General features: G+C 28.4%; 11 protein-coding genes and 1 riboswitch. Of the genes, 9 read left to right on the top strand and 2 right to left on the bottom strand.

Features of this window, described 5'->3' with window-relative positions; genetic code table 11:
- Positions 1 to 14: 14 nt before the first annotated feature.
- Positions 15 to 1,361 carry an MATE family efflux transporter gene (locus tag IC758_RS11130; RefSeq protein ID WP_227434757.1) on the bottom strand — a complete coding sequence of 449 codons (1,347 nt, stop codon included), beginning with the start codon at positions 1,359 to 1,361 and terminating at the stop codon, positions 15 to 17.
- Between the two features lie 266 nt (positions 1,362 to 1,627).
- A riboswitch (purine riboswitch) is annotated at positions 1,628 to 1,730 on the top strand.
- 93 nt (positions 1,731 to 1,823) lie between these two features.
- Here IC758_RS11130 and IC758_RS11125 point away from each other — a divergent pair.
- Positions 1,824 to 3,200, top strand: a complete 1,377-nt coding sequence (locus IC758_RS11125) for an NCS2 family permease (protein WP_227434756.1) — start codon at positions 1,824 to 1,826, stop codon at positions 3,198 to 3,200.
- 91 nt (positions 3,201 to 3,291) lie between these two features.
- Here the strand turns inward: IC758_RS11125 and IC758_RS11120 are convergent, their stop codons facing one another.
- The gene (locus tag IC758_RS11120; protein WP_227434755.1) at positions 3,292 to 4,437 is read right to left on the bottom strand and encodes a DEAD/DEAH box helicase; all 1,146 of its coding nucleotides are present in this window, start codon (positions 4,435 to 4,437) and stop codon (positions 3,292 to 3,294) included.
- Positions 4,438 to 4,714: 277 nt separating this feature from the next.
- On the opposite strand from IC758_RS11120, the gene IC758_RS11115 reads away from it, so the two are divergent.
- The 8 genes from IC758_RS11115 to IC758_RS11080 all read left to right on the top strand — a co-directional run bounded on the left by IC758_RS11115 (position 4,715) and on the right by IC758_RS11080 (position 13,928).
- Positions 4,715 to 5,422, top strand: a complete 708-nt coding sequence (locus IC758_RS11115; protein WP_227434754.1) for an ABC transporter ATP-binding protein — start codon at positions 4,715 to 4,717, stop codon at positions 5,420 to 5,422.
- A 48-nt stretch (positions 5,423 to 5,470) separates the two neighbouring features.
- A complete protein-coding gene (locus IC758_RS11110) occupies positions 5,471 to 7,066 on the top strand; it encodes a putative ABC transporter permease subunit (protein WP_227434753.1) in 1,596 nt (531 codons plus the stop codon).
- Positions 7,067 to 7,169: 103 nt separating this feature from the next.
- Positions 7,170 to 8,249 carry a lysylphosphatidylglycerol synthase transmembrane domain-containing protein gene (locus IC758_RS11105; RefSeq protein ID WP_227434752.1) on the top strand — a complete coding sequence of 360 codons (1,080 nt, stop codon included), beginning with the start codon at positions 7,170 to 7,172 and terminating at the stop codon, positions 8,247 to 8,249.
- A gap of 205 nt (positions 8,250 to 8,454) precedes the next feature.
- Entirely contained in the window at positions 8,455 to 8,616 is a 162-nt protein-coding gene (locus IC758_RS11100) for a DNA polymerase III (protein ID WP_227434751.1), read from the top strand.
- Between the two features lie 344 nt (positions 8,617 to 8,960).
- A complete protein-coding gene (locus tag IC758_RS11095) occupies positions 8,961 to 10,229 on the top strand; it encodes a cation:proton antiporter (RefSeq protein ID WP_227434750.1) in 1,269 nt (422 codons plus the stop codon).
- A 193-nt stretch (positions 10,230 to 10,422) separates the two neighbouring features.
- Positions 10,423 to 11,211, top strand: coding sequence for an FAD binding domain-containing protein (locus IC758_RS11090; protein ID WP_227482570.1), 789 nt, complete (start codon positions 10,423 to 10,425; stop codon positions 11,209 to 11,211).
- Entirely contained in the window at positions 11,211 to 11,660 is a 450-nt protein-coding gene (locus IC758_RS11085; protein WP_227434748.1) for a (2Fe-2S)-binding protein, read from the top strand. Before IC758_RS11090 ends, IC758_RS11085 begins: the two co-directional genes overlap by 1 nt.
- Before the next feature lie 3 nt (positions 11,661 to 11,663).
- Positions 11,664 to 13,928 carry a xanthine dehydrogenase family protein molybdopterin-binding subunit gene (locus IC758_RS11080; protein WP_227434747.1) on the top strand — a complete coding sequence of 755 codons (2,265 nt, stop codon included), beginning with the start codon at positions 11,664 to 11,666 and terminating at the stop codon, positions 13,926 to 13,928.
- Positions 13,929 to 13,982: the final 54 nt, after the last annotated feature.

Genomic DNA, 13,982 nt, shown 5'->3' with positions numbered 1-13,982 from the left:
ATTTTATTAAAAGATTATTCATTAATTCTATGATTTACAATAGCTTTAGTTTTCCAATAACCTTTTTTATAATAGATGACTGTAACAATAAGACCTAAAGTCCAACCAAAAGGTATACCCATCCAAATTCCATCTGTTCCAAATAATCTAGAAAATAAATAAGAAGCAGGAATTCTTCCAAGCCATAAAGATACGACTGAACTCATCAAAGCAAACATAGAATCACCAGCACCTTTCATTGCACTTGAAAGTACAAAGGAAGTACCAATAAATAAGAAAAAAGGTCCTATTATAAATAAGTAAGAAGAACCAATTTTAATGACATCTTTGTCTGTATTAAATAGAGAAATTAAGTTTTCTCTAAATAATAAGATTAAGGCAACGACAACAATTGCTAGAATTAAAGCCATTTTTATAGATTCACGAATTCCTTTTCTAACCCTTTCATTTTCTCCAGCACCTATATTTTGAGCAACAAAAGTGGAAACAGCAGAACCAAGGTTCATGATAGGTAAGCTTATAAAGTTTTCTATTCTAAGACCAGCTCCAAAAGCTGCCATGGCAGATGTACCATAACCATTAACTAAAAATTGAAGAGCCATGTTGCCAATTGAAAATAACATCTGTTGAACTCCACTTGGAAGTCCTAATCTAAGACCATCTTTAAATATTTTATTGTCATATACAATTCCTTTAATCTTAAATTTAAGTACTTCATGTTTTTTATTTAAATATATTATGCTAATTATAAATGATACTGCTTGAGCCATTATAGTGGCAAGTGCAACACCTTCAACTCCCATTTTCAAGACAACAATAAAAGTTAAATCTAAAACTATATTTAAAATTGTGGCTATTATTAAAAAATAAAGTGGAGTTACTGAATCTCCAAGTCCTCTAAGTATTGCACTTACTGAATTATATCCAGCAGAAAATAAGATTCCACCAAATATTATAGTAAGATACAGTTTTGATTGATTAAAAACTGATTCTGGAGTATTCATAAGCTTAAGCATAGGACCTCCAAATACTATTCCAATAACACTTATCAATATAGAGCCAATAAATAAAAGTATATATGTAGTATCAATAGTAGCTTTTACTTTTTTTAAATCTCCTGAACCATAAAACTGTGAAATTAAAATAGAAAAACCAAGACTGACACCCATAAGCATTGCTACAAGCAAAAACATTATAGGGTTAGCACCTGAGACTGCTGCCATAGCTTCTTTACCAATAAATCTACCAACTATAATACTATCAGCAGTATTGTATAGTTGTTGAAATAAACTACCAATAAGCATAGGCATAGCAAAAAAGAATATAGATTTTCCCTCATGACCTGTAGTTAAATCTTTCACCCTTATTCCTCCAAATTTAAAAATTATTAATTATCAATTTGCTATAATAAATATAATATAATCTTAACATAAACTTTATATCTGTACTATAAATAAATTGTATTAAATAATCATATATTTTATAAAAATGTAAAGAATATAAGTATGACGTAGATATAGAAAATTAACATTTAATATAATCGAATATTAATACAAATTTATTCTAATATATACGCATATATTGACAAAATTAACTATATAAATTAAAATAATATTCGTAAAGAAAAATTCATGTTTTATATTGTATAACATATAATTTTGACAATACGGGTCATAAGTTTCTACCGGAATACCGTAAATATTCTGACTATGTATACTATTATTTAGTTAAATAAATATTTATTTAACTAAATTATGAAGGATACGACTCAGCTTATTAGTTACTGCGTCGTTTTTTTGTAAAATTTAATAGGAGGTGTTGTTATGCAAACAACAAACAGTAGTACCATGCAGAAACTTTTTCCAATTTTGACTAATAAAAATGTCGACATGAAGAAAGAAGTAATTGCTGGTGTAACTACTTTTTTAACTATGGCTTATATAATAGCTGTAAATCCAAACATTTTATCAGCAACAGGGATGCCAGCAGGTGCTCTTGTTACAGGGACATGTCTAGCAGCAGCATTTGGATGTATTTTAATGGGAATGGTTGCAAATCTTCCTTTTGCTTTAGCATCAGGTATGGGTCTTAATGCATTTTTTGCATACACAGTAGTCTTACAAATGGGGGTTCCTTGGGAAGTAGCTCTTACAGCGGTATTTGTAGAAGGTATCATTTTTATAATATTATCAGTAAGTGGAGTTCGTGAAGCTGTTGTAAATGCAATACCAAAGAATATGAAGCTTGCTGTTACAGGTGGTATAGGTATATTTATTGCACTTATAGGTTTAGTTAATTGTGGAATCGTAATTGGAGATCAAGCTACTCTTATAAAGATGGGGAAATTTACTCCAGCAGTAATAATAGCTTGCATAGGATTAATAATTGTAGCAGTATTAGATAAAAAAAGAGTTAAAGGTTCTATCCTTTTTGGAATAGTAGTAAGTTCATTACTTGCTTGGGGATTTGCATTTATGAATCCAGAATATGCACAAAAATTAGGTATATACTTACCTAGTGGAATATTCAAGTTTGAAAGTTTAGCACCGATAGCAGGTAAAATAGATTTAGGATATGTATTACATCCAACAAATATAGGTGGTTTCTTTGTAATAGTTTGTACATTCTTATTTGTTGATTTCTTTGATACAGTAGGTACATTAGTAGGGGTTTGCTCTAAAGCAAATATGCTAGATGAAAAAGGAAATGTTCCTAATGTAGGTAGAGCTTTGCTTACAGATGCAGTTGCAACTACAGTAGGTGCAGGGCTTGGAGTATCTACAGTTACAACTTATGTTGAGAGTTCAACAGGAGTTATTGCAGGTGGTAGAACTGGATGGACAGCAGTAACAGTGGGTGTTTTATTCTTAGTTGCAATGTTTTTCTCTCCTGTATTTATAGCAATTCCATCATGTGCTACAGCACCAGCTTTAATTTATGTTGGGTACTTGATGCTTGGTACAGTTAAAGATATTGAGTTTGACAATATAACTGAAGGTGTTCCAGCTTTCGTTACTATTGCTTGTATGGCATTAACTTATAGTATAGGTGATGGTTTAACTCTAGGTATATTAACTTATGTTTTTGTAAATGTATTTTACAACATATTTGGAGCTAAAAAGGCTGAAGATAAGAAACATGTTTCAGTAGTAATGATTGTTCTTGCTATATTATTTATAATAAAACTTTGGCTATTATAATAGATATTGTTTAAAAATTTAATTCAATAAAATAAAGAACTGTAATTTCTAATCTATTTTGAGAAGAAGTTACAGTTCTTATTTTTTTGTATTACTTAGATATATCTACTAATTTTCCCTTTTCTAAGGTTTTAGGCACAATTGTTATATTAAATTCTTTTTGCAATTCTTTTATAATATCTAATTCTTTTTTTGTTATTATTGAAATAGTATCTCCACTTCGGTTTCCTCTAGCAGTTCTACCACATCTATGCAGATATTCATTTTTACTATTTGGAAAATCTAAATTAAAAACATGGCTTATATCTACTATATCAAGTCCACGAGCAGATAAATCTGTTGTAACTAAAATTTTTGCTTTTCCAAGTTTAAATTTATTTATTGCATTTTTTCTATCCTCTTTTGGCATATTTCCAAATATTCCAATTGCTTTATAATTATGATAGTTTAATTTTGATACTATAACATCTATGTTTTTTTCATTGTTTACAAATACAATAGCTCTTTTTGGGTTTGTAGCAGCTAATGTTTTTCTAAGAAAATTAAATTTATCTCTTATTTCCCCTAACATATATGTATGATTTATATTAGGATTTATCTGTGACTTTTCTTTTGTTTTTATTAATTCAAATTCTTTCATAAATTTATCACAAATTTTTATAGTACTATCTGTAAGACTTGCAGAACAACCTATGATTTGTCTATCTCTTAATGTAGTTTTTATTATGTCTTCTACACAAGTTATGTTTTTACCATTCAACAAATTGTCCACTTCATCTAAAACGATAGTTTTTATGTTGTGTGATTTTAACTTCTTCTGCTTTATTAAGTCTAAAACTCTTCCACAAGTTCCTATTACTATATGTGGTTTTATAGCCTTTATATTTTTTATTTGTTTTTGTATATTAACTTCTCCAATTAAGGATAGTGAAGTCAAAGGAGTTTCTGAGTTTTTTGCTAATAATTCAATTTGATTTGTAATTTGCATTACTAATTCATGTGTTGGTGCAAGTATAAGAGCCTGAGTTTCTCTTTTTGATGTATCAATTCTTTCAAATATAGGTAAAACATATGCAAGTGTTTTTCCTGTTCCAGTTTGTGAGTTGATTAATAAATCTTTATTTTGCATTATATTTTCTATAACAAGTGACTGAACTTCTGTTGGAGAAGTTATGTCTTGTTTTTTAAGTCCATTTATTAGAGTAGAACTTATCTTTAATTGTTCAAATGTGTTCATCTTTTGCTCCTTCTATTAAAAACTTATATTATTGTAGTTAACTATTTCTTATTATACATTGTTTAGTCAAATCGAACTATACATTATTTTATAATTATGTGCAATTTAGAAGTAAATATAGATGTTTTTTGTATATTTATATTGAGTTCAGTATTTTTACAATTGTCTAATACTTAAATTTAAAAATTTAGCAAATTGTAGTTGCAATTGTTTAATACTTGTTATATATTATATATAACAAGTATTAAAACTATAATATATAACATGGAGGGAAATTATGTTAAAGATAAGTAATGTATCTAAATCATATAAAAATAAAAAGGTAGTAAATAATATTTCATTTGAGGTAAATGATGGAGAGATTTTTGGCTTTATAGGTCATAATGGTGCAGGAAAAACTACTACTATTAAAGCAATTGTTGGGATACATGATTTTGAGGGAGGAGAAATACTTATAAACTCTAAATCTATAAAAAAACAATCTGTTGAGTGCAAAAAGGAAATGGCGTATATTCCTGATAATCCAGATTTATATGAAGATCTAACTGGAATACAATACCTTAATTTTATAGCAGATATATTTGAGGTAGATAAAAATGAAAGAGAGGAATTAATAAAATACTATTCAAATAAATTTGAAATTAATAGGGCATTAGGAGATTTAATATCTTCGTATTCACATGGAATGAAACAAAAACTAGCTATAATTTCAGCTTTAATCCATAATCCTAAAATTCTAATTCTTGATGAACCTTTTGTAGGTCTTGACCCAAAAGCTTCCTTTATATTAAAGGAAATCATGAAGGAGTTTTGTAAAAAAGATGGTTGTATATTTTTCTCAACGCATGTATTAGAAGTTGCTGAAAAAATCTGTGATAAGATTGCCATAATAAAAGATGGAAATATAATTGCTTATGGAACTACTGAAGAAGTGAAAGGAAACAATTCTCTTGAAAATATTTTTATGGAATTAATAGAAAAATAAAATGCTATTTTTACAGAATATAATGTCTAAAGTGAGGTATGATAAATTATGAGTAATCTAAGTATATTAATAAAAACTAATATAATAAATGAGTTTAAATTGAATGCTTTAAAAAATATAGACAGCAAAGAAAAACAAAAAATAATAGGAATGATGTTTTCAATAGTTGTTGTAGTAGGGCTATTAATATTTTATGTAACAAGTTTAAGCCTTTCTCTAGTTGATATTTTAAAACAAATAAATCAAATGGAAATGTTGCTTGTGTTTGGCTTTGGATTATCAACAGTAATGGCAATTGTTACATCATTATATAAAACTTCATCATATCTATTTCAAGCGAAGGATTTAGAGTTATTAACTAGTTTGCCAATAAAAGAATCTACTATATTGGCTAGTAAAATATTAATGTTAGTTGGAACTAATTATTTGTTTTCTTCAGTGTGTATGATTATACCAGCAGTAGTTTATTTTTTTAATGCCAATGTAAGTATAACCTATTTTCCTTACTTAATATTATTATTTTTGGCTCTGCCATTACTACCAATAGTTGTTTCATCAATAATTTTCTTATTTATAGGACAGTTATCATCAAAGCTAAAATATAAAAATTTAGTGTTAATCATAGGTAATGTAATATTAATTTTGGCTTATATTGTACTTATGTCAAAATTAAACTCTATATCAGTTGAGTTATTAAAAAATAGTGCATCTATTTCAGAAACAATTAATAAAATATATCCACCTATATACTATTTTGTTGATGCTCTTAAAACTGGAAGTATAGTTTCATTTTTAATGTTTATGGCAACATCATTAATACCATTCTTTATCTTTGTGACTCTGTTTGCAAAAGGATTTACAAAGATAAATGCTAGAATGGGTGAAAGTTATAAGACTAAAAACTATAAATTTAAAAGTCAAAAAATTTCAACACCCTCAAAGGCTCTATTGAAAAAAGAATTTAGAAGATATACTTCTTCATTTATTTACTTTTTGAATTCATCTATTGGTCTGTTATTTTTAATAGTGGCTACAATCGGTGTGTTGGCATTTGGAGCTGATAAAATAGGTGAGTTACTAAAAATGAATATAGATTTTAGTATTATAAAAATACAGTTATTAGGTGCGTTTCTATTTATAATAGTAATGAACTGCACAACATATTGTTCAATTTCTTTTGAAGGAAAGAATCTATGGATACTAAAGTCTTCTCCAATAGATGAAAGGGAGATATTTTGGTCAAAAATATTGATGAATTTTTTATTAAATGCACCATTATCTGTTTTATGTCTAATATTAGTGTCTATAAAACTAAACTTTGAAATTCAGTTCGTGATGGTAGCAAGTTGCTTGATTGTAACTATGTCAATGTTTGTAGCTTTAATGGGATTGTTATCAAATTTACTTTATCCAAACCTTGATTGGAAAAATGAAGTGGCGGTAGTAAAAAGAAGTGCAAGTATGATAGTTACAATATTAGTATCATTAATTTATATAGTTATACTTGGAGGCACATATATGTTATTGAAAGTTTCATTTCTAAATATATATTTGATTTTAGCAAGTGTGCTTACACTTATATTAGACTTTATGCTATGGAGAATTATTTCCACTAAAGGAGTAAAAATATTTAAAAATTTATAGATATATTTGTGTTAAAAATAGACTTATTTTTTAAAGTATTGCAAAGAATATGCTAAGTAGTATACTATTGTATAGTGATATGAAAAAATTTAGGAGAAAATAAATGAGAAAATTATCCAAAAAAGAGAAAGATTTTATTCAATATGGATTTCTGATATTTTTGATATGTATTACTACTTATTTAGTATCAACCACTTTAGATGTAAAACTAATACCTAAAATTATAAGTCTAGTAAATAAAACCTATATATTTCTTGGCATACTAATAATGTTAATATATATGATAATTGAATCTATTGTGACACATTTGATAATAAATGCAGTTCAAAAAACAAAAGTAAAATTTATAGGTATCAAAATGGCTACAATGGGATTTTATTATAATTTAGTTACTCCCTTTGCATCTGGGAGTCAGCCAATGCAAATATATGCACTTACAAAGTATGATGTTAGTCTCAGTAAATCTGTAGCCATAGTTACTAATAAGACAGTTGTATTTCAAAGTACAGTTACTATATTTTGTGGAATTTTAATTTTATTGAATAAGTCATTATTAATGGAACAAGTGCATTCAGTTAGAGTTTTAATCGCCGCTGGGATGACCATGAATGTAAGCATGCTATTAGGAGGACTCTTAATAGTATTTAGTCCTAAGCAAGTAAAAATGATAGCAGAGGTTTTGATTAATTTTTTATCTAAATTTAAAGCATTTAAGTTTTTAGATTTAAAAAGAGATAGAATAAATCATTATATTGATGACTACAATTATTCTATAAAAATATTTATCAAAAATGTAAGGATTTTATTTTTAAGCATATTGCTTACTGCACTACAACTTATAGCATACTTTAGTATAGTTTATTGTGTATATAAAGCTTCAAATTTAAAAGGAGTATCATATATACATATAATGACATTGCAAGTATTTTTATACATGGCAATATCACCAGTTCCAACACCAGGAAATGTTGGAGCAAATGAAGTTACATTTTTTACCATGTTCTCAAACATAATTCCAAAAGAATTATTGGGATATTCAGTGCTTTTGTATAGTGGATTTGTATATTATATGTTATTAATAATTTCAGGATTGTTTACATTCAGAACACATTATACATTGAATAACTGGAAACATGATAACAAAAGTAATTCTAGTTTAGGAGAAGTTATTGAAAAAGTTTAATTATTAGAAAATAAAAAGAAATATAAATTACTTAGTTTGTAAAATTTAATCGATAAAATTATTATTAGGGAAATTCTAAATATAAATATACTGCTAAAATAAGCTGTATTGTATTGAGATATTTCCCTTTTTTGATTAAAATTATAGAAATTTGAAATAATAAGTAATAAATACAAACTCTATATTATTTAGAAAAGGAGAAAATATGAAACAAAATAAAGAAAATGAAAAACAAATGAGTAATTCTAATATTAAAAAAAATAGTGATAATAAAATCGAAATTGCTGAAGAACTATATCCAAATAAAAATATAGGTAGTATGCTTGGAGATAGAATAGATAAGAAAAAAATCAATCGTCCAAGTTAATGAAGTAGTTGAAAATGGTGTGTTTTAAAAAAATAATATAATGAGATGTTTTATTGTTAAATTTAAACTTATTTTAATGATAAAAAAAGTCGAAAATCGTCTAAAATGCACCTGTATGGGGGACAACGTTATTTTATAGATGCATAAAACTTGACAAAATCAACCTTTTCTTGGCAAGAAAAAAAAGATAAAATTATATGAGCGTTATTTAATTGTCAAAAATGAAGGTAAAGTTGCAAGTGATAAAAAATATGATTGATAACATTTATTTCTGTGCTATAATTGTATAGTAAAATGAATAAATGAATATGTTGTATACATGCATATTAGGAGGAGAGACTGACATGGAATCATCTATACATACAATTGCCAGCAATAATTTATTGATAATTTTTGCTATTGTGAGTATAACTGGAATAATTTGCAGCAAACTTAGCGAAATCGTAAAAGTTCCAGATGTTGTATTATTTTTACTTGTAGGTATTTTAATAGGACCATCATTTTTGAAATTTATAGATATTCGTGGATTCCAAATAGAGAATCAACTGATACTTACATTTGGTTCTGCATTTATATTATATTTAGGTGGAAAAGAAATAAGTTTAAAAGTTTTGAGAAATGTAAAGATATCTGTATTTTTACTAGCTACTGTAGGAGTAGTGATATCTGCTTTTATAATGCAACAAGTAATAGGATTTACTTTTGGAGTAAGTGCAATGACTGCTTTATTAGCAGGAACTATAATAGCATCAACAGACCCTGCTACTCTTGTACCTATATTTAATCAAGTAAAGATAAAGGATAGAGTAAAACAAACTGTAATAAGTGAATCAGCTTTTAATGATGCAACAGGAGCTATATTAACATCAGCAGTGTTAGCTGTAATTTTATCAAATAAGTTTTCTTTAAGTGCCAATATTTATGAATTAGGTACAATGGTTGTTGTAGGAATTGTAGTTGGTCTAATTACAGGAATACTGCTTTTGAAATTGGTTAATGATAAGCCATATGGTATATTTAAAGATTTTGCACCAATAATATCTGTTATTTCAGTTGTGGTTGCATATGAATTATCTACAAAATTAGGCGGAAGTGGATATATGTCTTGCTTTATTGTAGGTATAATAACTGGTAACAAGAAAAACTTTAAAATATGGTTAAGCCAAAAATCTTATGATGCAGATTTTTATGTTGCTGAGACTTTAGGAACTATTTGTCGTATGGCGATATTCATAATATTAGGTAGTCAAGTTAATTTGGCTCAGTTAGGTAAATATTTTGTACCATCTGTAATTGCAGTGCTAGTATTAATGTTTATAGCAAGACCAATTTGTGTCTTAGTATGTGCACTTGCAGACAGAGAAGCAAAATGGAGTAAAAATGAAATATTGTTCATGATGTGGGTAAGAGAAACTGGTGTAATCCCAGCTGCACTTTGTGGTATTATTTCAGCAATGAAAGTTCCTGGATATGAAGTAATTTCATCAGTAGTATTTATGTCTATATTAATTACATTAGTAATACAAGGAAGCACTACAAAATTGGTAGCTAAAAAACTTGGATTATTAGAAGAAGAAGTGATAAATATAAGCGAAAAGGTATCAACTTTTTAGTTTTTCACTTTAAAGGATACATAATAATGGCTATTTTAAGGTTATCTAGTGATAATTATTGAAGTAGCTATTTTTTATGTAAAAATGAATTTACATAATTTACATATTGCATATATTTATTATCAAAATTTGTTGAAGCTGTGATATAATTAGTTGTATTTAAAATAAGAATAGCGAATAAGGGAGGAAATTTATGTTTACGGTTATAGATATTGTACAACCAGATACAGTGGAAGAAGCGTACTCAATTTTAAATAAAAGAAAAACTAATCAAGTAATTGGTGGAAGTGCTTTTTTAAGAATGGGGAAAAAAAGAATAGGAACAGGAATAGAGTTATCTAACCTAAACCTAGATTATATAAAAGAAGATAAAGAGTATGTTGAAATTGGTTCTATGACTACTTTTAGAACATTGGAAACAAGTTCAATAATAAAAGATAATTTTGGCAAAATAATAGAAGATTCAGTTAAAGATATAATAGGAATTCAGTTTAGAAATGTAGTAACAGTTGGTGCAACAGTATTTTCTAAATATGGGTTTTCTGATTTGATAGTGGCATTGCTTTCATTAGATACAGAAGTAGAGTTATATAAGGGTGGGAGAATTAGCCTTGAAGAGTTTTTAGATAGAGATTATGGGAAGGACTTATTGACTAAGGTGTATATAAAGAAGGAAAATAAAAAAGCCTCTTATAAGTCATTGAGAAATGCAAAAAGTGATTACCCTATTTTGAATGTGTCTGTTTCAAAAGATGGTAAGAAGTTTAAGTTGTGTGTAGGAGCAAGACCTCAAAAAGCTATGATTGCAAAAAAAGCTAGTGAATTTTTATCTAATAATGAAATTAATGAAGCTAATATAGATAGGGCAATAGAAATAGCTTCAGAGGAATTAACATTTGGTTCTAATATGAGAGCATCTAAAGACTATAGAAAAGCTATGAGTAAAGTACTTTTAAAAAGAGCTATAATGGAGGTTATTTAATGTTAGTAAAGCTTAATATAAATGGAAAAATGAAAAATATTGATATAGAGCCAGAAGAATATTTGGTTGATACCTTAAGAAAAGTTGGCAATTTAAGTGTAAAAAGGGGTTGTGATACAGGTTGTTGTGGTCTCTGTACAGTTTTAATAGATAAGAAACCTACATTATCTTGTGCGACATTAACCTTGAGAGTTTTAAATAAAGAGATAACTACAATTGAAGGTTTAGAAAATGAAGTTAAAGAATTTAGTGAAGTTTTGGTAAAAGAAGGAGCTGAACAATGTGGTTTCTGCTCTCCTGGTTTTATACTTACTGTACTTGCAATGAAAGATGAGCTTAAGAACCCTACAGACGAAGAAATAAAACATTATTTAACAGGAAATTTATGTAGATGTACAGGATATATGGGACAGTTAAGAGCTATCAAAACTTATCTGGAGGTAAAGTAGAATATGAATATAGTTGGAAAAGGAATTGAAAAAATAGATGGAATGAGTATAACAACAGGAAAACCTGTATATACTGATGATTTAGCAGCAAAAGATGCTTTAATAGTAAAGATACTTAGAAGCCCTTATGCTTATGCAAAGATAAAAGATATAGATACATCAAAGGCAGAAATGGTTGATGGTGTTGAATGTATTTTAACATATAAAGATGTACCAAAATCTAGATTTACACTTGCTGGTCAAACCTATCCAGAGCCATCACCTTATGATAGGCTAATTCTTGAAGATGTTGTGAGATATGTTGGTGATGAGGTAGCTATAGTTGCAGCTATAGATGAAAAAAGTGCAGTTAAAGCAATGAATCTTATAAAGGTAAATTATGAAGTACTAACACCTGTTTTGAATTTTGAAGAGGCAATCGGAAATAAAACTATAGTACATGATGAAGATAGACATTGTAATTTTGAAATAGGTATGCAGAGAGAAAAGAATATAGTGTCACATCATGACTATACAAAAGGTGATATAGAAGAAGTATTAAGTAATTGTGACATAGTGATTGAAGAAACATATTATACTCAAGCTCAAGCCCATGCAATGATGGAGACGTATAGATCATATAACTATTTAGATCATGCTGGAAGACTAGTTGTAGTAAGTTCAACTCAAATACCATTTCATGTTAAAAGACATCTATCCCGTGCATTAGAACTACCAGCTAGTAAAATTAGAGTTATAAAACCTAGAATTGGTGGTGGTTTTGGTGGTAAACAAACTGCTTGTGTTGAGATTTTTTCAGCTATTGTAACTTTAAAAACAGGTAAGCCAGCTAAAATAATATATGATAGAAAAGAAACTTTTAATTGTTCGACTAGTAGACATGCAATGAAACTAAAAGTTCGACTAGGTGCTACTAATGATGGAATAATAAAGGCTATCGATATAAATGCACTTTCAGATACAGGAGCATATGGAGAACATGCTTCTACAACTATTGGCTTAGTTGGGGAAAAGACTTTACCAATGTATAATAAGGTTGAGGCAACAAGATTTATCGCAGATGTAGTTTATACTAATAAAATGCCAGCAGGTGCACTTAGAGGGTATGGAGCTTCTCAAGGCTGTTTCGCTGTTGAATCAACTATAAACATGTTAGCTGACAAATTAAAAATGGACCCAACGGACTTGAGATTAAAAAATGTAGTAACACAAGGTGAAACTACCTTTGCATATGGAAAAACTTTAAATAGTGTAGACTTAGTAAAATGTATAAATAAAGGGAAAGAACTTATCGGATGGGATGAAAAATATCCTTGTAAGCATCTTGAAAATGGAAAAGTTAGAAGTGTGGGTATGGCAATTACTATGCAGGGTTCTGGTATACAAGGGCTTGATAAATCTTCAGCTGAAATAAAACTAAATGACTGTGGAGACTATACACTTATGATAGGTTCTACTGATATGGGTACAGGAAGTGACACAATTCTAGCTCAAATGGCTGCTGAAATTCTTGAGACAAGTATTGAAAATATAACAGTTATATCAGCAGATACAGACTTGGTCCCATATGACCCAGGTTCATATGCTTCAAGTACCACTTATGTAACTGGGATGGCAGTGGTTAAGGCAGCTCAGGATTTAAGGGATAAAATAATATCTGCTGGAGCAACTAAACTAGGTGTAGATAAAGACGAATTAGAATTTGATGGTATAAAATTAACTAGTAAAGAATGCAGTACTTCGTTATTTGACATAGCAGTTGACTCTACAATTGGACCAAATACTAATCAATTAATAGGTCTTGCATCTCATGGTAGTCCAGTATCACCACCACCTTTTATAGCTGGTTTTGCAGAAACTGAAATTGATAAAGAAACTGGAAAAGTTGACTTATTAAATTATGTAGCCATAGTGGACTGTGGAACAGTTATAAATAAAAACTTAGCAAAGATACAGGTTGAAGGTGGAATTGTTCAAGGTATTGGAATGGCAATGTTTGAAGAAGTTAGATATACAGAAAAAGGTAACATGGATACAAACACATTTATGCAATATAAGATTCCAGCTAGATGTGATATTGGAAATGTGGAAGTTGATTTTGTTGAAAACTATGAGCCAACAGGACCTTTTGGAGCTAAATCTGTTGGAGAGGTTGTTATAAATACACCTTTACCAGCAATTCAAGAAGCTGTTTTTAATGGTGTTGGGGTTAGAGTAAATACACTTCCTATTACACCTGAAAAAGTTTTTATGGAAATGAATAAGTAAGTATTTTATACAGATTTTAGACTAGTTTTACATGTTAAACAACCAGTTATGTCA

The organism is Clostridioides sp. ES-W-0016-02, from assembly GCF_020641035.1.
Taxonomy (GTDB): domain Bacteria; phylum Bacillota; class Clostridia; order Peptostreptococcales; family Peptostreptococcaceae; genus Clostridioides.
The sequence above is the reverse complement of the archived record's forward strand: the minus strand, read 5'-3'. Positions and strand labels throughout refer to the sequence as shown.